Below are 22,695 nucleotides of genomic sequence, written 5' to 3' on the forward strand. Positions count from 1 at the left end.
ATCAAAATTATAGCACACTTTTGTGGTTAACCCTGAGTTCTTCGGTACCTAATTTGATAGGTTCAACTCCTGTAAATTCTTCCATAACATGTTGATGGCATGTAAATAAAAGAACCTGATTATCCTTTGATAGCTCATTGATTAAGAGAACAGCACTTAAAAGTCGGTTTGAATCAAAATTAACAAAACTATCATCAATTATAAAAGGATAAGATTGATTTGGATGCATCGTATTAGCAAGTGAAAATCGAAGAGCCATATATAATTGTTCTGATGTCGCCTGGCTCAGTTCATTTGGTTTATAACGAAGTCCATTTTCATCCTCAACAATAAAACCATCTATTTCATTATCTAGATAGATTTTTTTGTATCTTTTCTCTGTTAATATTGAAAAATAATGCTCAGCATTTTCAATAACCTTCGGAAGCCGTATTTTTCGATACTGATCCACTGTTTTAGATAGAATATCCTTTGCAATGGCAAGTGTTGCCCATTTTTTCGCATGTTCCTTGACCATTGATTTACTTGCCTCATAGGAATGAAGAAACTCTGCATAGGTTCCACCTTCCTCAAGTTCTTGCACTCGATGAAGAATAGCAGACAACTGTCGTTGCGCCTCTTTTTCACGGGCATGAAGTTGAGTGAGTTCAGCTGACATTTCTTCAATCCAATTTTGATAATTAGTTTCTACGTTACAATTGTCCACTAACTCTCCAAACCGTTCGAGCTGAGATTTAAGAATGTTCATTCGATCCTTAATTTCTTTAGCGTGTTCATTTGCTTGTCCCTTTGCCCGAAACATTTCTTCGTTGGACACTTCAGCCATGTCCCACAAAACGCGGCATTCCTTTTGAAGGTGATCAATTTCTATAGTAAGCTCAGAAATCTGGTCAGTTGCATCCTTTAATTTCGCTTCAATCTGCAAATGCTGTTCATACTTCCTTTTTTCTTCCTGTAATTGAATTGCCAATTGATCGATATTGATAGAATCCTGGTCTAGAATATTTAACTGCTTTGCCACTTCATTTATTTTTTGATGGAAGCTAGAAAGTTCTTTTTGCAGTTCATCTTTTTGTTCTAATAGCTTTCTTTTACTTAAAACCTTGTCACGTATTGCCTCGAGGATTTGAAAAGCATCCATTAATCGTTCACTTGATATTTGTTGTGGAAGTCCGTATGTAGTCTTTATGTTTGTAGCTTTTTCGTCAATAGAAAAATCTACTTTCTCCCATTCTTCAAACTCTGTAAGTACCTTTTCATATGCACGTTCATTTTGATGTAGAGTAACCTTTTCAATTTCAATTTGCTGTTTAACCTGTTGATCGTGCAGAAGCCTTGCCGTATTTTCCTCATGATCTAATGGACTGTAGTTTTTAAGTTTTTCTTGGACAGCATTTAGCTTTTTCATTAGACTTTCTCTATCATCCTTAAGCGCATGAACAATAGAGGAAGACATCTGTGAGGTGACCATTTTTCCAATTGGTAGCATGAGAAGAGCTAAAACCGTTAAAATTCCACCCGTTAGCCATTCTTGTGAGATATAAAAATAGACCGCTGCTAGAAGCATCGCGAAACCAATTCCGTAGAATATACGGGTTAGTTTGGTCTTATTCTCCTTTTCTTTTACTGTCACTCTTTGGATTTGTTGATTGATTCTATTTACTTCGTCTTCAATTAAGTCTTTTTCTTTTTCAAGGCTTTCAATCTCTGTAAATTGTTTTTTCTTTTTCTCAAGAACTTCTCTTTCCCCATCAGATAGAATTTGCTTATTAAGTACCTTAAGCTTATGTTCACTATTTTCTAAAGCATCCTTTGCTCTAGAAAAGTGTTCATCTAGGAAATGCTTCTGTTGTTTATGGCGCGCTGTCTCGGAAACAATGTCTGAAAACAAATCCTTTGCTGCTATACTTAGGTCAAGTTCCTGTACCTTTTCTTCTGATATTTCTAGATTGAGTCTACTATTTAATTGTTTCGTTTCTTCCTCAATTTGTAGGAGTTCTTTGGATACTAACTGTAGCCTGTTTTGTTTTTCAGTAAACAAGCTCTTATTTTCGACCAATTCCACAATTTGCTGTTCATTTTCAAGATATCGTAAGGAAACTTGGATTGAGCTTTTTTCCTTTTCAAATTCAATTAATTTGGTTTGTAGCGTTTTTAGTTGTGCTTCATAAGGCTTAATCAGTGCCTGTAATTGTTCAAAACGCTTCAATCCATCCTCTGGGTAGGGCTCATATACAGGTAAACCTGTCAATTGATATTCTAAGGTTTGATATTCTTCTACAATTGGCTGAATCGATTGTAGTTTTTCCGACTCCTGAATTTTGTCTCTTAGGAATTGCTTTCTAGCGTCTAGTTTTCTTAGTTCATTTTCAATTCGCTGCTGTTCTTCTAGCAATCCCTCATATTCATTGTTTTTTTCTTGCCACTTCGAAACTTTTACATGTTCATCCTTTAGACGATTCAATTCCATATTAAGGGGCGGATTCTTCCCTTTTGGTTTATATAAAAGATCCATTTCCTTTGTTAGTTTATTTTGTAATTCAAGCAAGGCGTCTGTTCCAACTGTTCCAGCGGAAAATAGAAATCTACCGACATCCTCACTTTTTAAGCTATGTACACCTTGAAGCCCATGGATATTGAATGAATATACATTTTGGTAAAGGCCTCTATCCATTCCCTGGAAGAGCTCGGAAATAAAGTCCTCTCCTTTAACCGTTCCATCGGGTAAATAAACGGATACATCCCCTGCTGCTTTTCCAGGCAGCCTTTCAATCATAACCGCTCCATATTCATCGGTTTGGAGCAACAGCTTTCCACCGTATTTTGATCCTGTTTTCGGAATATAGCGTTGTTCATTTTGTTGCTTCGTTGGAAATCCAAATAAAATGCTATGAATAAAAGACATAAGCGTGGATTTTCCAGCTTCATTTTGGCCATAAAAAACTTGAAGAGTAGGTGAGAGATTTCCGATTTCCACATTTTCTAGTTTTCCATATCCATAAATCTGAATGCCAATAATTCTCATATCATCACCTCCTATTTGAGTGGTATAGTTCCCGAAGAATGACCTTTTCGGCATCCTCAAGAATTTCCTGCAATTCTTCACTCGTAAAAGCGTCGATATACCTGCGAAAGCTTTGGTGGTTCCGCAATGGAAGTAGCGCTTGATTAAAATCCTCATAGGTCTCCATGTTTTCTAACAAATTACCAATAAAATGAGAATCCTGCCTTAGTTTTTCTCGATTAAATTCCAATTGAGTGTGTAGTTTTATTTCTACTACATAAACAACGTTCTTTCCTGTAATGTCATCGTTTAAAAGGGATACTAGATCTTCTTGCATTCCTTTTTCTTGAAGTTGATCATGGAGTGGCCCTATTCCTGTATATTCAATCGTTAAAAATAAGCCTTGATCTTCTTTACGAAGAGTATCTATATGGGCAAATGTTTGATCCACAAGTTGGTCAAAACTAGCAACCTCTGAAATATCGATGGTCGTATTCTCCCAGGTAATGTCTGAGGTTGGGAAAAATAAGTGCTCTGCTCCAGTTTTCGAAAGGTTTACAAGATAACCGCCTTTTTCACCTGTTTCTTTTTTATGTCTTCCTTGAATATTGCCGGGGTAGATAATAGGTGGATCCTCAGAAAGAATCTCCCGAGTGTGAATATGTCCAAGAGCCCAATAATCAAATCCTTTTTGCTGGAGATCCGAAAGTAAGAATGGCGCATAGCGGCTATGAGCACTTTCCCCTTCCCTACTTCCGTGTAAGATGCCTATATGAAATGGCGCGTTTTCTCGTTTTTCATAGGATGAGGTTTTGTTTTCAAGCACGGCTCTCTTTGTATAACTAAAACCGTAGATGTTCGCAAGTGTTTCCCCATTTTTTATAAAAGGCTTCACTTCGACATTTTCATGTTGAAACACATGGACATTACTTGGCCATTCAAAATGTGGCCAGTTTCCGCCAAGATGGTCGTGATTCCCATGGGAGACAAAGACTTCAATATGATGTTCCTGTAGGCGCTCCATTTCCTTTCGAAATCGGGACTGCGCACGAAGGCTTCGGTCTTCTCCGTCAAATAAATCACCAACAATCACTACGAAATCTACCTTTTTCTCAATTGCAATATTGATTAATCGCTTTAAGGATGTAAAGGTACTTTCTTGTACACGTCTAAATAGGTCTGATGGTATGTTTGCTAGTCCTGAAAACGGACTGTCCAAATGCAAATCCGCGATATGTAAAAAAGTGATCGTATTCATTTCAACGCTCCCTTTATTCTGATACCTTTATTCTACCACCGCCAAGATGCGAATGCACGTTCTTATTTTATGAATTTTTCACAAAAAAAACGAAGGGAATAATCCCCTCGTTTTAGTTGGAGCCAGAAGAACCGTCCCTCTGGTCCTTATTTATCATTCTTTGTTAGTTGCAGAGCTTTCTTAATGTCTTTGTAGGAGGATGATTTGCCGTACATGAGTACTCCTCCACGGTAGACTCTCGCTCCGAAAATTGCTAGTACTGTAATGGTTAGTACTAGGATTCCGATTGATAATGCGATTTCCCATGCTGGTAGTGTAAGCATTCCAACACGAAGGAACATGATCATTGGTGCAAAAAACGGAATAAATGAGGTAATCGTAATCACCGATGATTCCGGTTTTGTTAGACCAAACATCGCAATCATAAAAGCAGCAACAATTAATAAGGTCATTGGAGTTATCATTTGTTGAACATCTTCAATTCGACTTACCAATGAACCTAAAAAGGCTGCAAGTGTTGCAAATAGGAAATAACCTAAAATAAAGAATACTCCGGCGTAAACAAAGGTTGAAATTGGTAGGTCGCCAAAGCCAAACACTTCAAAAAATCCGCCTTCCATTCCACCCATACTTTGCTTTAAGGAGCCGTACCCAACTGCCAAAATAACTGCGAATTGAGTTAAACTTAGGAGGGCAATTCCAAGAATTTTCCCGAACATTTGTTTAATCGGAGAAACACTTGAAATGAGAATTTCCATCACACGGGATGACTTTTCAGTCGCAACCTCCATTGCAATCATATTTGCATACATGATGACAGCAAAATAGATGACAAATAAAAGGACATAAACTAGTCCACGTGCTTGATTAAGCTCTTCCTCAGATTTTGCATTTTCTTCTAGTGCTTGTTTTTCAAATAGAACAGGAGCATATAGCTCATTAATCTGCTCTGCAGATAATCCTGCTTTTGTCGTTGCGATTGTCACTTTCAATTGCTGAAGAGCCTGTTCGAGCTGCCCAGTTATTTCTGAGTCAGTAATCGATGGAGCTTTATAAATCCCTTGGGGAAGCCCATCAGGAGTCTCTGTTAATAGGAGATAACCTGTAATTTCTTCAGCTACAACCCGCTCTTTTGCTTCCGCTTCAGTTCCATCCATTTTTTCTATAATAATGTCACTCGCCATAGGTGTTAAAGTCTGTTCATATGCCTGATAAAGTTCGTTTGACTCCGTTAGAACCGCAACATGGCTTGTTTCATCTTTATCAAATTTTTCAATGATGGTTTGAATGTTTGCAAGACCAAAAATAATCAGTGCAGTTATCAATGTAGTGATGATAAAAGATTTCGTCTTTAATTTACTCACATATGTGTGAAAGAGAATAATCCAAAACTTACTCATAGGAAGCACCTACCTTTTCGATAAAAATATCATTTAAGGAAGGTTCTTCTAATACAAACTTTCGAACAAAACCTTTTCCTGCAATTGAATCAAGGATTTTTTGTGAAATTTCTTCACTTTCAACCTGTAAATGAAGTCCCTCCGCTGTTTCCTTAGCCTTTGTAACGCCTGCTAATGTTTTTAAATGACTAATATCAAAGTCAGCGTGTACAATGACATTTTTCTTTCCAAACGAGCGCTTAATTTCCTTTAATGACCCATGGACAACAGGTCTTCCGCGGTGCATGATACATAAATGCTCACATAATTCCTCAACATGCTCCATTCGATGACTCGAAAACACAATTGAGGTTCCAGCATTTTTCAAATCCACAACCGCTTCCTTTAGAAGCTCAACATTCACAGGGTCGAGTCCACTGAATGGCTCATCAAGAATTAGAAGCTTTGGTTTATGAATCACAGATGCGATAAATTGTATTTTTTGCTGGTTTCCTTTTGAAAGTTCCTCAACTTTTTTTGTTGCATACTCAGGAACCTTAAAACGCTCTAGCCAATAATCAATTTGTTTTAAAATATCTTGCTTCTGCATACCACGCAGTCTTGCTAGATAGACAAGCTGATCGCGTACCTTCATTTTCGGATACAGACCTCTTTCTTCTGGCAGGTAACCGATCATATGGCTTGTATCATAATTAATTTTCTTTCCATCCCAACTTATTCGTCCTTCACTGACATCTAATAATCCTAAGATCATTCGGAATGTTGTCGTCTTCCCAGCTCCATTCGCACCTAAAAATCCGAACATCTCGCTCTCTGGAATTTCAATTGACAGATCGTCAACGGCAGTGAAGCTACCGAATCGTTTTGTTACATGTTCTAGTACTAATGCCATCTGTTCTCCTCCTTTTCCAGTAGTATCTACGATTATGTAGGAAAAAAGTTTCACCAAATGATCATACCATAGTTGTTCACTTGATTTTTGTTGCGGGAAAATTTGCAATCTACTACACTTTAAGTAATAGCAGATTTTTTACTTTGGGGAAGGGGAATCTAACATGAATTATGTGTTAACTGTGTTTGATAAAACGGGAGAAAAATTACTTGAAGAAACTTTTGAAGCGGCTACTGAAAAAGAAGCGAAGGAAATGGGAGAGAAGATCCTTAAAGAAAAAAATTATTTAGAGACTACTCACCGGTGCACAAGTTCTTCTGGGAAGTTAGTGTTGTTCCATCGTTAATAAGGTATCTCAGGTGGGTTGCTTTTTTAATGAGAAAGCCCCGCTGATCTTTCAGCGGGACTCTTCATTATTCACCAGTAAAAGTTGGTTTTCTTTTTTCTAAAAAGGCTTGAATACCTTCGCGGTGGTCCTTTGTATTTCTCATTGCTTGTTGGCCTTGTTTCTCTAATTCTAGTATTCTTTCAAGCTCTGGCAAGTGCATTTGATTGTAGATGGATTTGGTTTGAATCATGGCTAGAATTGGTCTCTTTTTCCACTTTTTCAACTTGTGAAGGACAGCTGTTTGCAGTTCTTCCTCTGCAACCTCATCAATTAACCCAATATGTAAAGCTTCCCCAGGCGACAATTGCTTTCCTTCCCAAATCACATGTTTAGCTTTTGCTTCACCAAGTCTTTTTTCAAGGAAGAAATGTGCACCTCCATCTGGAATCAAACCAATACGGATGAAATTCATGGCTATACTTGAAAGTCGATCTGCAATAACATAGTCAGCACCTAATGCAAAGCTTAACCCAAGTCCTGCCGCTGGTCCATGGATTGCACTGATTACGAGTTTAGGTAATAAATAAAGTGTTTTCATGATTTCAGAAATAAGTCCCATCACATGCTCAAAAGCATGATCATCTGTAGAACTTAACATTGTTTTTATATCGCCGCCTGCCGAAAATGCGCGTCCACTTCCTGCTAACACAAGGATATCGACTTCATCATTGGCAGCTACAGCCTTTAAACTATGTAAAATCTCATTTAACATATCAAAATCCATTGAATTTAGTGAATCTGGGCGATTGAGAGTAAGGTATGCCACTCGCTCTTCCATGTGTAGAAATACTTTTTCAACTTGTTCGGTTGTCATTGATATGCCCCCTTAGGTGGTGTTTCTCTTATTATACAATTATAACAATATAAAAGAAACCGTTTTCAAAAAATTAAACCATCCAACTAAGTATTGGATGGTTCATTACGGGTTGGATATCCTCTGAATTTATCCAGTTGCACACCTCTTTACAAACCTTGCGTGCTCACTTTTCCTAAGACGAACCACTTTACTGCATTTACCCCTTCATCCAAATTATAATCCTGCATGATTATTTCACTTGTGATAAATGCTCCTTAGTTGATCCCTAAGTGCTCTCTTTAAAAACTTTCCTACCGATGTTTTCGGAATTTCTTCCATGAAGATGATATCATCTGGTAACCACCATTTTGCAAATTGTGGCTTTAGAAACTCATACAACTCTTCCTTTGTCGTTTGCTCCTTTGCAGCATCCTTTAACACAACACATGCAACTGGGCGTTCTTGCCATCTTTCATGGGGAACTGCGATAACTGCCGCTTCGAATACAGCCTCATGGGCCATAAGTGCATTTTCAATATCGACAGAGGAGATCCATTCCCCACCGCTCTTGATTAAATCTTTTGTTCTATCAACAATCTTTACAACGCCTTCTTCATCGATTGTGACAACATCCCCAGTATAGAGCCATCCATCACGAAATGCTTCGTTGGTTCGCTCATCCTTGTAATACTCATCGGCAATCCAATTTCCTCTTAACAAAAGCTCTCCCATTTCTTTTCCGTCATTGGCGACCTCCCCATTTGCTCCAACGATTTTCATTTCCACTAACGGTACGAGAGACCCTTGTTTTGAACGGATTTCTAATTTTTCTTCTTCAGGCAAATCATTTTGGTAGCTTTTTAGACGGGATAAAACAACAAGTGGTGTCGTTTCTGTCATCCCATACGCATGAATAAACGGGATTTTATATTTTGATTCAAATGCTTTAATAAGCCCTTTTGGTGCAGCCGAACCACCACATAGGATGCGGGTCAAACTACTCGTATCGTAATTTCCTTGCTCTAATTCATTAAGAAGTCCAAGCCAGATTGTAGGGACTCCAGCAGTCATTGTTACCTTCTGGGAATCGATTAATTCAGCTAAGATTTTCGGTGTGAAATATGGGCCTGGCATCACAAGTGTTGTTCCAAACCATACCGAAGCAAATGGTAAGCCCCAGGCATTTACATGGAACATCGGAACAACCGGCATTGCGATATCACTTTCCGATAAACCAGCGTTATCTGCAAGGCCAAGCGCCATACTATGCAACACGACTCCACGGTGGGAATAAACAACTCCTTTGGGGTTTCCTGTAGTTGCAGATGTATAACACATGCCAACCGGATCATTTTCATCTAAATCTTTCTTAAATTCGAATGATGGGTCTCCTTCACTAATAAGTTTTTCATAATGAAAAAGTGGCTCCAAGCTCGATTCTGGTAATTCATCCTTATCCGTCATGACGACATAGGCTTCAACTGATTTTAATTGGTCCTTTACTTTTTCTAATAGAGGAAGTAAGTCTTCGTCAAAAAGTAAAACCTTATCCTCTGCATGATTGATAATATAGACAATATGCGCAGGTGAAAGACGAATATTAATGGTATGCAAGACTGCTCCGATACCAGGTATAGCAAAATAAGCTTCAAGATGTCGATGATGATTCCATGCTAGTGTTCCAACACGGTCTCCTTTCTTCACACCTACTTTTTCTAAGGCGCTTGATAATCTTCTTGTGCGCTCACCTATTTCCTGATACGTATGGGTTACAATTCCAGATGCAGTTCTCGATACAACTGTTTTCTTTGGAAAATACCTTTCTGCGCGCTCGAGCATTGAAGAAACTAGCAATGGTATATTCATCATCATACATTCCCCCACTTCTATATTTTTAAAAGTTAAAGCCCCATATTTTTCACGATGATGGTTTTCATGATTTCATTTGTTCCTGCATAAATGGCTGATACCGGTGTGTCACGATACCTTCTAGCAATCTCGTATTCCTCCATATATCCATAGCCACCATGAAGATGCATGCAATCAGCTGCTACCTTTTTTGCCATATCCGTTAACCACCATTTTGCCATTGAAACCTTTGTCACCACATCCTTTCCAGCAATATGTTGTTCAATTAAATCATCTAAAAATGTTCTGCCAATCTCAATTTCTGTTGCCATTTCGGCGAGTCTAAATTGAATATGTTGAAATTTACTAATCGACTTTCCAAATGCCTCACGATCTTTTACATATTTCAAGGTTAGCTTCAGCATTGTCTCCGCTGCGATTTGGGCTGATATCCCAACTATCAGACGTTCCTGCTGGAGTTGCTCCATCAAATAATAAAAACCCTTTCCTTCCATTCCAATAAGGTTTTCAACAGGAACTTTTACATCCTCAAAAATAAGTTCTGCCGTATCTTGGGCATGAAGCCCAACCTTTTCAAGCTTTCTCCCTCTAGAAAATCCAGGAGTATCCCTCTCGACTACTAACAAACTAATCCCTTTATGTTTTGCATTTCGATCTGTTTTACAAACCACTACAACCAAATCCGCGTGAATGCCGTTGGTGATAAATGTTTTCTGACCATTGACAATATAATGGTCACCTTTCTTTACAGCAGTTGTTTTAATCCCCGCTAAATCAGATCCAGCACCCGGTTCTGTCATTGCAATCGCTGTTATGATTTCACCTGAAATACATTTTGATAGCCATTTTTGTTTTTGGTCTTCTGTTCCATATTCATTCAAATAAGGAACCACAATGTCACTATGAAGACCTATTCCAATCATACTTGCCCCGACTCGTTCTAGCTCTTCATTTATAACGACTGAATAGGCAAAATCAGCGTTAAAACCTCCATACTTTTCATCGACCCACGGGCAAAGGAACCCATTCTCTCCCATTTTTGTCCAAAAGGACCGTGGTATCATCCTGTCCTTTTCCCAATCGTCATAAAAGGGGTAGGCTTCTTTTTCAAGGAACTTCCGAAAAGCATCTCGAAAAATGTGGTGCTCTTCTTGCAAATAACGTGCAGTCATCGCTATCCCTCCTTATTTAAGGGTTTAGTCATAATAGTGGGTAAAAATAGTGTTAGGTACTCGAAGTCTAATAAGCTAGTGAAATTTCAGTAAGCGTTTACATTTTGTAAAAAGGAGTTTGTTAATCTTTATGAGGTCCAATACTTGAATAATTCCTCATTAAAGAGAAAAATCCTCTTTTTCATCAAAAAAAGTAGGGGTATATTTTCCTATACCCCTTCTGCCACTCCAAATAACTCATTTAAAATAGTGATTTTCTTATTCGTATATTCCATAAAATTGTCGTTGTAGGATTTTGGATCCTTTGGGTTTGCAAACTGCGTAATTTTTCCTGTTACTGGGTCCACAAATTTACTTGCTGCACCACAGCCTAGGCCAATAATTGTTTGCATTTCTTCCATAATCATAATATTGTAGATGCTCTCTTGACCCGGAAGTGAATAGCCAACATTTTCTAGGTTTCCTAGAATGTTTTTCATTCGATATAAATAGTACGGTACATAACCATGTTCCTTCGTCCATGTAGAAGCATTGTTCATCATATCTGTAATTTCTTCACGACCTGCAACCTTATATTTTTTCTTATTCCGTGTCATTTCGGAAGCACGTTTAAAGGATAAGGTATGGACAGTTAATGATTCAGGCATCAGCTTTTCTGTTTCTGCAAGTGTATAGTTGAACTCTTCCACTCCTTCACCAGGAAGACCAATAATTAAGTCCATATTGATATTGTTCATTCCCATGTTTCTTGCGAGATGGAACTTTTCAATAGTTTCTTCTACTGTATGATGGCGGCCAATCGCTTTTAATGTTTCTTGAATATAGGACTGGGGATTAATACTGATTCGGTCAATATTCCACTTTTTAAGAACGTCGAGTTTTTCCGGTGTAATCGTGTCAGGTCTTCCCGCTTCAACCGTTATTTCTCGAATATGTTGAACATCTGGGAAAGACTGATACATTTCTTCATAAAGCATGTCCATCTCTTCAGCTGTAATGCTTGTTGGGGTTCCACCACCGTAATAGACAGTGGTTATTTTAATATTGTTCTCTTTTAACCAACGACCTATCTCGCGCATCTCATAATGAAGACCTCCAAGGAATGAATCCACTGAGCCTTGTCTTCCATTTATTGCATACGCAGGGAATGTGCAATATGCACATTTTGTTGGACAGAAAGGAATCCCAATATAAATACTCACTTCATTTTGTAGTTGGTATAAATCTGGTACCATTGTGAGTTGACGGTCGACAATTTGCCGCATTAAATCTAGTTTTTCATCGGTAATTAAATAATCATCTTTTAATTGTTTGTGAGCCGTTTCTGGTGATACACCTTCTTGGATCTTTTTGTGCAACAGCTTTGTTGGACGCACACCTGTAAGCATTCCCCATGGCTGAGTTATACCTGTGAAGTCTTGCATAACCATGACATAGACATGTGAAACTGCATTTTTAATCTTTTTAAATCGTTCTTTTTCATTCTCAAACGGAGGAAATTCCTTATTATATCTTCCAACGTATTCATTACCAGACTTCAATTCAATTAGTTTCGCAGTTGAGGTAATGAAAGGATTATGATATTCATATTGAAATTCTATTATTAGTTCAGGATTTTCTAATTCTGTAATGGAAAGCTCACTTTCCTCAAAAAATAGATTTGTGATGAGCTGAAGCGGACGAATAAATCGCTCATCCTCAAGCCCCTTGAACAAAATACGCATAGTTTGCCTCACCTTTTCAAAAATTTAGCTTATTCAAGTGTACAGAATGTACGTTTTTAAATCAATATGAGAAATTTGGGTTGGATTTTGGGTTGGGCTATTTTCGTAAACTTTGTTGTTTTTTATCGTTGATTTCTGCTTCAAATGGACGCTCTCCACTGGCGTGGCTTGAGCCTCCTCAGGCCTACACGATGTAGGTCACGAAGCCGTTGCCACAGGATGTGGCGCTTTTAGGCTTCGCTCTACTGGTCGCTTCTGCGGGGTCTCAAGTCTCAGGCTTTTCCCGCCGGGGTCGCCACCTTACGCTCCAATCAACTAGGTTTGCACTTTATATCTGAAAGCAACAATCTTTTAAAAAAGAGCCTTGAGTTGAATAAAATTTCGCGATGATGATCTATCGGCGTTATTTCATTTCTGCGGCGATAATCCATATCTATCGACATTTGCAACTTTGCCCATATAAAAACCTCCACAAACTGTGGAGGTACTCAAAACCAGCTTTATTTTTCAACCTTAATCTGTTTTAAAAACTCAATTCTCTGCTGCTTTCGGAAATACTCTTTGATCATGTAGGAGACCCCATTCATATTGTTAGAACGCGTTACCCAGTCGGCTGCAAATTTAACTTCCTTCGGTGCGTTCCACATCGCAACCCCTAACCCAGCGGATTTAATCATTTCAATATCATCTGTTGAATCACCAATGACGACTGTTTCATGTAATGGAATTTCTAAATGATTGGCTAGCGCTTGTAAGCCATTGAGTTTAGAAACTCCTAATGGTGTAATTTCTAGCTTATGCGGTTCAGTTAAATCGACTTGGATATCCCGGAAGTGCTCATTAATGGTTTCCTTAATCGTCACCAGTTCATCTTCGCTTTGTGAATACACCTCTATTTTAGGTGGGGCAACAGGATTGTCTGTTAAATAATCACCCAGTGAATCGACGAACTGCATTGGATAAAAGAGTGGGTCGCCTGAGCCAAACATTGCCTTTGCGATAAGGTTACCAGGGAACCTCATCCGATTACCAATTGAAAACTTTTCATGTTGGAGGCGAATGCTACACTTAAAGTTTTCTAAAACTTGGACAATGTTAAAAGTTTTCTCTTCAGATATTCGTTTTACAAAAATGGGATCATCTAGATTTGTGCTAATGAAACCTCCATTATGCGTAATTAAAAATGAGTCTAGCTTTAAAGCCTTGGCTATTTTTTTCGTCGATGCGAAGTGACGCCTTGTTACGAGAGTCACATAAACTTCCTTTGCTCTTACGTAATCAATCGCTTCCTTTGTTCCACTTTGAAGCCGACCATTCGGACGGAGTAATGTTCCATCAACATTTATTGCAAGTAACCTATACATATGCAGGTCCTCCTTCTCGGTGTTGCTGTCCCTATATTTATGGTTATGAAAAAATAAAGTTGATTAGAACATTAGGTTTCACATGTATGAACGAAAACAAAAAGAACCCCCGCCAATTCGCGTAGGGTTCCTCAAACCTTATTGTTGCATGCTGCCATATAGTTCTTCAAGTGGCTTTAACATGATCTGATTTAGTTCACCGATGACAACGCTCATACGTTGCTCAGCTTCCATAAGTCTTGCAATAGTAGGATGCTGTTGAACAAGCGCTACTTGTCGTTGAGCTTGCTCTACTTCTGCTTGTGAAATATCTTCACCCATCATTTGTTTTTGCTGAAGGGATAATTGTATGTTTCGGAAGCTTTCAAATAATTTCTTTGCACCTGGGTCATTGTTGACTTGATCGTATAGTTGCTTTAACTGTTTAAACTCATCACTCTCACGAATTGCCTTTTCAACTCCATACGCAACATCATATAAATTCACACCCATTTTACCTACCTCCTTTTCCAGATTTAATGCGAGGAAAAATGGTTCTTTTCCACTATAACAAACATTCCCATGTAATTCATCTCTATCTGTAAAATCTGGGTATTCTTTAACATATTCTTAACATCAGATTTTGCCAATACTTATTGTTAAAAAAACTGGGCTATAATTCCTTGAAAAATGCCGATGATCCCACCAAGCAGTGCTCCTAAATACGTAATCATTTTGAATTCTCGTTTTGATATACCTAACACCATTTCCTCCAAACGCTCCACAGAAAACGTTCCAACTTGGTCTTTAACAATTTCCTCTAGCTTGAGGCTTTTCATCATTTTATCAATACGGTTTGCCACAAATTCGCCCACCATTTCAATTCCCTTAGGAACGAAAGTCTCGAGGATTCGGTCTTTATATGGTAGTAATACCACATTTGCAGGGGTTGCAAGATATTTCTTAACAGGGAAGACATGTAAAGTCTGTTCCTTTAAGAAGGTAAGAATTTTTTCTGAACCCACCTGTTCGATCACTCTATTAACCTCCCAGGCCTTGACCTTATTCCACTCTTTTTCAATTAATGAATGTAAAAGCTCATTTGTTCCTGGGCTTCTTAGAAACTTTATGATTTCTGGTTGAATTTTATCAATTAAGCTTGTGTTTCCTAAAAACATTTGCACCATATTCCCAAGCATGCCTCGGGTGGATAGGAAATCATCAATCATTCTTTTTAGGCGATGTTTCCCTTCGTCACTCTCAAAATACTCAACGCCTTTTTCCGTGATATATTCCACTACTTCGGGAAACTTTAACTCTATTTTTGAAAGAAGTTCTTCAGGAATGATATGACCGATTTCCCTCGTACCCATTTCATCTAAAAGACTCACATATTTCTTTTCAATCACGTTAATTAGTTTTTGCTCTGCTACTTCATCAAGATTATGTATGCCTAGATGTTCAGCAAACTCGTTGAAGGTTTTATCTGTGTCAAGTAGTTTGGCAACCTCTTCCTCCGCCCAGCCTTCGATTGTACGAACGAAGCTTTCATCCCGTAGTTTATTCTTTAGGCTTTCAGGTGTTAAAAGATGCTCTACTACAGTTCTTCCCATCTGTCTAGCTAGCTCATCCCTTCGTTTTGGGATTAATCCAGGAGTAAATGGAAGTCGCTTTCCACCGATGTAGATGGCCTTATAGGGCCGAAACAGCATTTTAATTGCCAGAGAATTCGTGACACCCCCAATGATGGCTCCAATCACCATCATAAATACGATCATTAAAAATACATTCATACAATCACCTTCTAAAATTGAACTTTATTAAGTAACAGTTTTACTTGTTTTCTCATACGATACGTTATCAGACATTCGCCTATTTTTATGGCTGAACCGTTTTCTCGATTGAAGTACCACCTTATCAATTATAGTGTTTGAACGTCAAGTTACGCAAATGGGGTTTTCAAGATGACGGAAAAAATTCTTATTGAGGTGATGCCTGTTTCTAACAATCAGGTATCCCCATTGCAAATACAAATGAGTGACAAGATTTTTAAAGAGTTTGGACTACAAAACCAACAGAAAGTTGAATTATCGTGCAGCAGGAATAGTGTCATCGTCGAAATCGTATCTTTAAATGAAAGCGATCCTGTAATCCAATGTAGTGACTTTATATTGCAAGAATTGCAGCTCCCTCAAGAAAATTTTTCAATTACTCTTTTAAAAAAATCAAATGAAAGACTTGAAATCGGTCCAGTCGTAGGACTTTTAACAGAGGTAACCGAAAAAAACAATCAAATATCACTTGGTTCAATTGAGGAGTTTTGCGAGGAAATATCGCTTTATGCAAACGAAATCGGGGCATTTTTTTATGTATTCTCGTTAAATACCTTTTATAAGCATAGTGGGTATATCTATTTAGATGGAACGTGGAAAAAGTCAATTGTTCCGTACCCTCAGGTAGTCCACAATCGGATTCACTCCCGTAAACGGGAACAATCCAGAAGTTTTATCGACTTTACTAATGAATTGCAGATGAACAATGTTCCATATTTTAATGATCACTTTTTAAATAAATGGGAAGTGCATGAAATATTGAAGGAATATGAGCATCTCCATTCATATATGCCTGATACCGAACTATTAACAGGTAGAGATGTTCTCTTTGAAATGCTTGAGAAATATAAATGTGTTTTCGTAAAACCGGTTCATGGCAGTCAAGGTAGAAACATTTTTCGAATTCATAAAACAGACGAAGGTAAATATTTATTAGATTATACAACCTTCTCAGGTGACATTGAGACTGTGCATTATAGCTTTCTATCCCTGTTTCAATCCTTATTTTCACGATTAAAACAACAAACATTTATTGTTCAGGAATGTATTTCACTTCTATTATATAAGGAACAACCACTGGATTTTCGTGTGTTATGCCAAAAGCAATCAAGTGACAAATGGCAGCTAACTTCCGTAATTGCACGAGTATCGTCAAAGGACCAATTCGTTTCCAACCTTGCAAGAGGCGGAGAAATTCAAAAGGTCCATCACGTTCTTATTGAAAATTTTGAAGAAAAACAAATTCCTCATATTAAAAAGTTAATGAAAGAGTTAGCGTTAGAGGTTGCCGCCATTATTGATGGGAGGGACGACGGAATATTTGCAGAGTTAGGAATTGACCTTGCGCTTGATGAAAATGGGAAACCAACGATTATTGAGGTCAACACAAAGCCATCAAAAAACCAAGAACAGGATCAATTATCAACCAAAATTCGCCCAAGTGCAAAAGCGATTTTACAGCATTGTGTTTATCTCGTCCAACATCGATTCATAAACGATATGTAAGAAAGGAGAGGGTCTTATGATTTCACTGGGGTTTGTTACGCTTTATCCGAACCAGGAACTCGGGCTTGCCACGGAACTCGCAAAACGAGCTCCTGAATTTGGGATACAGCTGTACCGCTTTACTCCTACATCGATTGAACCTACCTCTGAATTAGTTCGTGGAGAAACATATAATCACAAGACTACAAAGTGGGAACAAAGCACGTTTGAAATACCAATGTTTTTGTATGACCGTTGTTTTTATTCAAGTGATGAAGTCTCTAAAAAAAGTCAGCCAATTATGAACTGGTTAAAGTTGCGTCCAGCAAATGTTTTTCTAGGACATGGTTTACCAAACAAATGGGAAATTTACAACACCCTACGTCAAGATAAGGATTTATCACCCTATGTCCCTTCTACTGAGCAAGCTCTCTCCTCTTCTACCATCCTACGAGCTTTAACGAAAAAGCATCAACTTATCCTAAAACCAGAGAGAGGGTCAATGGGAAAAGGAATTATTGGACTTTTTCTTCATCGTAATTATGTAGAGGTTCTCTATAAAGATGAAAAACTTCTAAAAAAGAACCAATTTACAACAAGAAGAGATTTAAAGAAGTGGCTAGACTCCATAATTAGCAATCAACCGTACTTATTACAACCATATTTGCCACTACACAATGAAGAGAATCGTCCTTTTGATATTCGAATTTTACTTCAAAAAGACGGCCAAGGAAAATGGATTGAACAAGGTCGAGGGATTCGCCTTGGAATGCCGGATCACCTCATTTCAAATTTAGGGGGTGGCGGAGAAACTCGCTCTTATGAAAGTTGGACGGAAAATATGTCTTTTCATCAAAAGCAATTACTTTCGGATAATATTCATACAATTATTAATAGGCTACCAGAATTGTTAGAAGAGCAATTTGAACCTCTATTTGAAATTGGCGTTGATTTAGGTCTTACAAGTGAGGGCGCCATCTGGATATTAGACACCAATTCAAAGCCAGGTAGAAAGGTTATTTTAGAAACCAGTCCAGAAAAAGAAGATGCCCTATACAATACACTATTACAGTATTGCCTCCATCTTCATTCAAAACAAACGACTTAAAAAGGAGCTGAAAAAAATGCGAACACCGCTACCACTTAAAATAGCGCAGGAAGAACAAGGAAAAGTGTATATTCCTACTTCCATTCAATTAAAAACACCCATTAAGCATATTTTGTTTGGAACGTCCTCCTGTGATTGTGAGGTTATCCAAGTAGATAAGCAGGAAATCAAATTGTCTGAAGATATATTTGTAGCCTTAAAGATTCCATACAGTAGTACGACACAGGTTTTTATTCATGACGACCATCTCTACATTGGGCCTCTTGTTGGAATTTTCACAGCAGGTTTTAGCGAGTCCATGATTCGACCAATTGGAGAGAGAACCTTATTCTTTGCAAAACTTTTGGCTCAAGAAAAAGCAGTTGGGGCTTATGTATTTATTTTTGGTGCAAAGCATATTGATTGGGAAAAAGGAACCATTCATGGTCTATTTCATAACCATAATGGCTGGGAAACAGTTGAGGTTCCATTTCCTAATGTGGTCTATGACCGCCTTCCAAACCGCCGAACCGAAAAACATAAAGCCTTACGTGAAATTAAACAACGAATGCAACATGAGTACTTAATTCCCTGGTTTAATCCTGGCTTTTTCGATAAATGGGAAATTCACCAGTTGTTAGAGGGAGATTATCGAGTTTCAACCTATTTACCTGAAACCCATAAAAGCCCTACCTTCACTTTAATCGAGCGTATGCTATCGAAATATCAGCATGTTTATATTAAACCAGCAAAAGGCAGTCTTGGTTTAGGTATTTATCAAGTTTTAATTGACCGAGAAACAGGAAATTATTATTGTCGATATCGTGATCAAGATGGAAAAAATCGTCTTCAGCGTTTTTCTTCGGTTGAGTCTTTTATCAATACGCACTTCCGCCACAAACAATTGGAGCACTATATCGTCCAACAAGGAATTCATTTGCTCCGAAGCGATCATAAAACAATTGATTTTAGGATCCATACAAATAAGGATGAAAAAGGCAATTGGCAGGTCAGTGTGATGGCAGGTAAAATTGCTGGACGCGGCAGTGTGACAACACATCTAAACAACGGTGGTGTCGTTCGTACACTCACTGAAATTTTTCCAGATGTAGAAGAATGCAAGAAAGTAACGGATTCTTTAAAACAGGCAGCACTATCCCTAAGCGAAGCCATTGATTCTAGACAAAAAGGACATATTGGGGAACTTGGATTTGATTTAGGAGTCGATAAAAATGGCAGTGTGTGGCTGTTCGAGGCAAATTCCAAGCCAGGTCGTTCGATTTTTTCACATCCAAAGCTAAGAAAATATGATAAACTCTCAAGCAGGCTTCCACTGCAATATGCCGTCTATTTAACAGAAACAACGATTAAGAAGCCAGAGGAAGTTTACAAATGAGTACCATTTATTATCATATTGAAAAAAAGAAATGGTATCAATGTGAAGAAACAAATGGACTTCTCTTTGGAAAGACAAACACCATGATTTCTTATGTAGGGAGCTGCCCAGAGCAATCGCTCCCTTTTCTTGTTAATAAAGCTGGAAATATGGTTGGCCCTCTCATTGGCATTCTAACTGGCAGCTCAAAAGACAACACTTTTATTGGTAATCTTAAGGTACTAAAAAGAATTTTAACCTCCTTACAGGATCATGGTGCATTAGGAATCGTCATTACGCCAAAGTCAATAAAGGGACATTTAGTGGAAGCTTTTACCTTCTACCAACCATTACAAAAATGGATCAAATTACAAACTCCTCTTCCGAATGCTGTGTATAATCGTATTCCTTATCGTCACATGGAGGAAACGAAGGATTTTATTGACATTGTTTCTTTCTTTAAAAAGGAAGATATCCCTTTTTTTAATCCACACTTTTTTTCTAAATGGGAGATACATCAGATTTTAATGAAGAATGATTTTGTTCAACGGTTTCTTCCCGAGACCACCCTTCTCAAAAATATAAGCGACCTCAAAAAAATGGTAGCCAAACATCAAATCCTCTATATAAAGAGTTCAACCGGCCATAAAGGAATTGATCTTTACAGACTGAAAACATCTCAAAATAGAATGATTGTAGAAACACCCCAGGGAAAACAAAGCTACCCAACCCTCACCTCATTTTGGGAGGAGTATCAGGATGTCTTTGAAACAAACAACTATTTATTACAGGAAGCAATTCAGGCAGACACGTATGATGGGAAACGTTATGACTTGAGAGTTTTATGTCATTATCGTGATAACGGACATTTTATTAGTGGCATCGGGGTAAGAGTTGCTGGTGAAAATGGAGTGACAACACATGTCCCAAATGGTGGAACAATAATCCCCTATCACATTGTTCGACCGCGATTTGATGAGGTTATTTTACAAAAGCTTGTATTTGAAATTGGAAGAACGCTTACGGATGAAACAGGAGAGTTTATTGGAGAGTTCTCCATTGACCTCGGTCGTTCGAAGGATGGGGCAATTTTTATTTATGAAATCAATTCAAAGCCAATGGTGTTTGATGAGGGGGCTATTCGACAAAAAGGTCTTGAAAATTTAACCAAACTGCTTATAATGAAAGCATCAAAAGCTTAAGCGTCTAAATGAGGTACATCGACTAAAAACCGCCACGTCCTGTGGCAAACGTCGATGTCAGCACTTCCTCGAAAATGCAATGCATTTTCTTCGTGCGATGATTATGCTGTCGAAGCTTTCCTTGTCCTGTGCAAGTCCGGCAAGCACAAGCCGAGCCTGCATGAAGGTCGCTCTTTGACCTTCTTGATGGATTGGCTTGTGACCTCGAGCTGCTCAAAGCACTAAGGAAGGCTTCTTGAATATTCTTCGCAGGAACAAGCTGTGCTTGTTCCGAGAGCTTTTCGCAAGATACTCACTGAATCCTATTCGAGGTGAAAACTCGCTAGGCGCTTAAGCTGGACGTCAAATAAGACATAAGGGGAGCTTAAGATGATCTCACATTTTCACTGGAAACCTTTATATAAAAGTAGCAAAATTCCCGGTTGGAGCTTTTCTTTTTACTTTCAAGGAACAAAATATCATGGCATTTATAATAAGGATGGAAGCATTGATTGGCAAGGCAGCCACCCGGATTTGAAAGTCATTAATGACATTACAAAACAAATTCATGAATTAATGCTCTTCCATGTTTACGAATAACGAATCTTTTTTCACCTCCTTCACATACTAAGCACAAAAAGGAGGTTTTTTTATGGATAAAAAAGGAAAAGAACGTGAAGACCTTCAATATGAAGGGAAAGATGAAGTATTCATGGATGTGGACCGCTTCATAAATGAAGGAATGGCTGGAGGGAGCGTCTACCGTTATCATGATAAAACAAACATAGAGGAAGCGCGCGAATTTGAGAAAGAAGAACCACCGAATGTAATTGAATAACAAGTTAGCCACACAGTCTCCTTCTGTTATAATAGAAGGAGACTTTTTTGATTGAATTGAAGGAGTATTTTACATGATTGAAAATTTAATGAAGCATTATAAGGATGCTTTTATAACAGCAGAATCACCATATAAGACAGATTTATATTCATGGTTTTTAACAGACACAGGAACTTTTTTTGGAATTAAAAAGGACCGTCTTTCTACAAAAGAGACTTCCCTTTTATCTTCCCTTTTCACACCATATGGCACTCATGTTAATGATATGAACGATACACAGGCATTTTGGTATAACCTTTTGTTTTTACAACAAGGGACCGTATCACCTGAACAATTTTCTTTTTCGCAGTGTCGGTTTATTCAGTTTTATGCCGACCAACCGATTACTGACCATCTTGAATTCCAGGAGGCCATTCAGGCACTGTTACCAAGAGATACGATCTTTCTATGGGAAAATGATTCAAGCGGCGTTCTCGTTGAAACAAGAAACGAGGAAATCATTGAGGATGTCTTTTATGATGAAATCACCGTGACGTTAACAAGTGATTTTTACACAGACATGCGTTTATTTATTGGACAAACCCATCCCCTTTCTGACAATCTTGGCTCTCTTTTTCATACCGAAAAAGAATGGTTTCAAAAGGGTATACAATTTTTACATAAACAGAAGGTTTATCGATTACATGATATTCTGCCATTTTTATTACTTGAAGGAATGGATGAAGATTTTCGGAACCAACTGAAAAATGTGATTCCGGAAGAACTACAAGATGATCATGAATTACTTGAAACGATAAAAGTTTTCTTCGAAAGTGATTTGAATGTTTCAAATGCAGCGAAGCGATTATATATGCACCGGAATAGTTTGCAGTACCGAATCGAAAAATTCATTGAAAAGACAGGGATTGATATTAAACATTTCCACGGTGCTGTAACAACTTATCTAGCCATTTTAGATCTTGAACATTTTTAGAATTGGTAGACATGCACGAAAACCCTTTCAATGTTTTGTGCAATTTACACATTTACGCATTTTTCTCTTTAAAGTAAA

General features: G+C 38.0%; 19 protein-coding genes. 8 read left to right on the forward strand and 11 right to left on the reverse strand.

The features are described 5' to 3' along the window. Positions 1–7: 7 nt before the first annotated feature. The 4 genes from DZB84_RS05775 to DZB84_RS05790 form a co-directional block, all read right to left on the reverse strand. Positions 8–3,025 (reverse strand): ATP-binding protein, encoded by a 3,018-nt coding sequence (locus tag DZB84_RS05775; protein ID WP_189655159.1) that lies wholly within the window; start codon positions 3,023–3,025, stop codon positions 8–10. 4 nt (positions 3,026–3,029) lie between these two features. Then, the gene (locus tag DZB84_RS05780) at positions 3,030–4,262 is read right to left on the reverse strand and encodes a metallophosphoesterase family protein (protein ID WP_116351303.1); all 1,233 of its coding nucleotides are present in this window, start codon (positions 4,260–4,262) and stop codon (positions 3,030–3,032) included. Positions 4,263–4,408: 146 nt separating this feature from the next. Then, positions 4,409–5,662 carry an ABC transporter permease gene (locus DZB84_RS05785; RefSeq protein WP_116351304.1) on the reverse strand — a complete coding sequence of 418 codons (1,254 nt, stop codon included), beginning with the start codon at positions 5,660–5,662 and terminating at the stop codon, positions 4,409–4,411. Further along, positions 5,655–6,554 (reverse strand): ABC transporter ATP-binding protein, encoded by a 900-nt coding sequence (locus tag DZB84_RS05790; RefSeq protein ID WP_116351305.1) that lies wholly within the window; start codon positions 6,552–6,554, stop codon positions 5,655–5,657. Before DZB84_RS05790 ends, DZB84_RS05785 begins: the two co-directional genes overlap by 8 nt. A gap of 163 nt (positions 6,555–6,717) precedes the next feature. Here DZB84_RS05790 and DZB84_RS05795 point away from each other — a divergent pair, with 163 nt between their 5' ends. Continuing rightward, positions 6,718–6,900 (forward strand): YhzD family protein, encoded by a 183-nt coding sequence (locus tag DZB84_RS05795; RefSeq protein ID WP_116351306.1) that lies wholly within the window; start codon positions 6,718–6,720, stop codon positions 6,898–6,900. Between the two features lie 67 nt (positions 6,901–6,967). Here the strand turns inward: DZB84_RS05795 and DZB84_RS05800 are convergent, their stop codons facing one another. The 7 genes from DZB84_RS05800 to DZB84_RS05830 form a co-directional block, all read right to left on the reverse strand. Further along, entirely contained in the window at positions 6,968–7,756 is a 789-nt protein-coding gene (locus DZB84_RS05800; RefSeq protein WP_116351307.1) for an enoyl-CoA hydratase, read from the reverse strand. Positions 7,757–7,993: 237 nt separating this feature from the next. Further along, on the reverse strand, positions 7,994–9,607 hold the full coding sequence (locus DZB84_RS05805) for a long-chain fatty acid--CoA ligase (RefSeq protein WP_116351308.1): 1,614 nt from the start codon (positions 9,605–9,607) through the stop codon (positions 7,994–7,996). Positions 9,608–9,639: 32 nt separating this feature from the next. Continuing rightward, the gene (locus DZB84_RS05810; protein WP_116351309.1) at positions 9,640–10,779 is read right to left on the reverse strand and encodes an acyl-CoA dehydrogenase family protein; all 1,140 of its coding nucleotides are present in this window, start codon (positions 10,777–10,779) and stop codon (positions 9,640–9,642) included. Between the two features lie 209 nt (positions 10,780–10,988). Beyond that, complete coding sequence (locus DZB84_RS05815) at positions 10,989–12,503, reverse strand: coproporphyrinogen III oxidase (RefSeq protein ID WP_116351310.1); 1,515 nt, start codon at positions 12,501–12,503, stop codon at positions 10,989–10,991. 500 nt (positions 12,504–13,003) lie between these two features. Then, complete coding sequence (locus DZB84_RS05820; RefSeq protein WP_116351311.1) at positions 13,004–13,867, reverse strand: Cof-type HAD-IIB family hydrolase; 864 nt, start codon at positions 13,865–13,867, stop codon at positions 13,004–13,006. Between the two features lie 138 nt (positions 13,868–14,005). After that, positions 14,006–14,359, reverse strand: a complete 354-nt coding sequence (locus DZB84_RS05825) for a YlbF/YmcA family competence regulator (RefSeq protein WP_116351312.1) — start codon at positions 14,357–14,359, stop codon at positions 14,006–14,008. A gap of 146 nt (positions 14,360–14,505) precedes the next feature. Further along, the gene (locus DZB84_RS05830; RefSeq protein ID WP_116351313.1) at positions 14,506–15,639 is read right to left on the reverse strand and encodes a DUF445 domain-containing protein; all 1,134 of its coding nucleotides are present in this window, start codon (positions 15,637–15,639) and stop codon (positions 14,506–14,508) included. Positions 15,640–15,810: 171 nt separating this feature from the next. Between DZB84_RS05830 and DZB84_RS05835 the strand changes: the two genes are divergently transcribed. From DZB84_RS05835 to DZB84_RS05865, 7 genes are all read left to right on the forward strand, one after another. Continuing rightward, entirely contained in the window at positions 15,811–17,184 is a 1,374-nt protein-coding gene (locus tag DZB84_RS05835; protein WP_116351314.1) for a YheC/YheD family endospore coat-associated protein, read from the forward strand. 16 nt (positions 17,185–17,200) lie between these two features. Next, positions 17,201–18,271 (forward strand): YheC/YheD family endospore coat-associated protein, encoded by a 1,071-nt coding sequence (locus tag DZB84_RS05840; protein WP_116351315.1) that lies wholly within the window; start codon positions 17,201–17,203, stop codon positions 18,269–18,271. 16 nt (positions 18,272–18,287) lie between these two features. Further along, on the forward strand, positions 18,288–19,646 hold the full coding sequence (locus DZB84_RS05845) for a YheC/YheD family endospore coat-associated protein (protein ID WP_116351316.1): 1,359 nt from the start codon (positions 18,288–18,290) through the stop codon (positions 19,644–19,646). Continuing rightward, on the forward strand, positions 19,643–20,827 hold the full coding sequence (locus DZB84_RS05850; RefSeq protein ID WP_116351317.1) for a YheC/YheD family endospore coat-associated protein: 1,185 nt from the start codon (positions 19,643–19,645) through the stop codon (positions 20,825–20,827). Before DZB84_RS05845 ends, DZB84_RS05850 begins: the two co-directional genes overlap by 4 nt. 369 nt (positions 20,828–21,196) lie before the next feature. After that, positions 21,197–21,406 carry a YheE family protein gene (locus DZB84_RS05855; protein WP_116351318.1) on the forward strand — a complete coding sequence of 70 codons (210 nt, stop codon included), beginning with the start codon at positions 21,197–21,199 and terminating at the stop codon, positions 21,404–21,406. A gap of 52 nt (positions 21,407–21,458) precedes the next feature. Beyond that, complete coding sequence (locus tag DZB84_RS05860) at positions 21,459–21,644, forward strand: hypothetical protein (RefSeq protein ID WP_116351319.1); 186 nt, start codon at positions 21,459–21,461, stop codon at positions 21,642–21,644. A gap of 73 nt (positions 21,645–21,717) precedes the next feature. Beyond that, positions 21,718–22,617 (forward strand): PucR family transcriptional regulator, encoded by a 900-nt coding sequence (locus DZB84_RS05865; RefSeq protein WP_116351320.1) that lies wholly within the window; start codon positions 21,718–21,720, stop codon positions 22,615–22,617. Positions 22,618–22,695 lie beyond the last annotated feature (78 nt).

Origin of the sequence: Bacillus sp. HNG (assembly GCF_003400205.1) — a bacterium.
Classification (GTDB): Bacteria; Bacillota; Bacilli; order Bacillales; family Bacillaceae_L; genus Ferdinandcohnia.

What these genes read in the sequence shown, in the direction of transcription:
- DZB84_RS05830 (WP_116351313.1), bottom strand. Translation starts at nt 15,639, where the DNA reads ATGAATGTATTTTTAATGATCGTATTTATGATGGTGATTGGAGCCATC.
- DZB84_RS05860 (WP_116351319.1), top strand. Translation starts at nt 21,459, where the DNA reads ATGGATAAAAAAGGAAAAGAACGTGAAGACCTTCAATATGAAGGGAAA.
- DZB84_RS05845 (WP_116351316.1), top strand. Translation starts at nt 18,288, where the DNA reads ATGCGAACACCGCTACCACTTAAAATAGCGCAGGAAGAACAAGGAAAA.
- DZB84_RS05850 (WP_116351317.1), top strand. Translation starts at nt 19,643, where the DNA reads ATGAGTACCATTTATTATCATATTGAAAAAAAGAAATGGTATCAATGT.
- DZB84_RS05805 (WP_116351308.1), bottom strand. Translation starts at nt 9,607, where the DNA reads ATGATGAATATACCATTGCTAGTTTCTTCAATGCTCGAGCGCGCAGAA.
- DZB84_RS05800 (WP_116351307.1), bottom strand. Translation starts at nt 7,756, where the DNA reads ATGACAACCGAACAAGTTGAAAAAGTATTTCTACACATGGAAGAGCGA.
- DZB84_RS05835 (WP_116351314.1), top strand. Translation starts at nt 15,811, where the DNA reads ATGACGGAAAAAATTCTTATTGAGGTGATGCCTGTTTCTAACAATCAG.
- DZB84_RS05775 (WP_189655159.1), bottom strand. Translation starts at nt 3,025, where the DNA reads ATGAGAATTATTGGCATTCAGATTTATGGATATGGAAAACTAGAAAAT.
- DZB84_RS05810 (WP_116351309.1), bottom strand. Translation starts at nt 10,779, where the DNA reads ATGACTGCACGTTATTTGCAAGAAGAGCACCACATTTTTCGAGATGCT.
- DZB84_RS05855 (WP_116351318.1), top strand. Translation starts at nt 21,197, where the DNA reads ATGATCTCACATTTTCACTGGAAACCTTTATATAAAAGTAGCAAAATT.
- DZB84_RS05825 (WP_116351312.1), bottom strand. Translation starts at nt 14,359, where the DNA reads ATGGGTGTGAATTTATATGATGTTGCGTATGGAGTTGAAAAGGCAATT.
- DZB84_RS05865 (WP_116351320.1), top strand. Translation starts at nt 21,718, where the DNA reads ATGATTGAAAATTTAATGAAGCATTATAAGGATGCTTTTATAACAGCA.
- DZB84_RS05795 (WP_116351306.1), top strand. Translation starts at nt 6,718, where the DNA reads ATGAATTATGTGTTAACTGTGTTTGATAAAACGGGAGAAAAATTACTT.
- DZB84_RS05785 (WP_116351304.1), bottom strand. Translation starts at nt 5,662, where the DNA reads ATGAGTAAGTTTTGGATTATTCTCTTTCACACATATGTGAGTAAATTA.
- DZB84_RS05815 (WP_116351310.1), bottom strand. Translation starts at nt 12,503, where the DNA reads ATGCGTATTTTGTTCAAGGGGCTTGAGGATGAGCGATTTATTCGTCCG.
- DZB84_RS05790 (WP_116351305.1), bottom strand. Translation starts at nt 6,554, where the DNA reads ATGGCATTAGTACTAGAACATGTAACAAAACGATTCGGTAGCTTCACT.
- DZB84_RS05780 (WP_116351303.1), bottom strand. Translation starts at nt 4,262, where the DNA reads ATGAATACGATCACTTTTTTACATATCGCGGATTTGCATTTGGACAGT.
- DZB84_RS05840 (WP_116351315.1), top strand. Translation starts at nt 17,201, where the DNA reads ATGATTTCACTGGGGTTTGTTACGCTTTATCCGAACCAGGAACTCGGG.
- DZB84_RS05820 (WP_116351311.1), bottom strand. Translation starts at nt 13,867, where the DNA reads ATGTATAGGTTACTTGCAATAAATGTTGATGGAACATTACTCCGTCCG.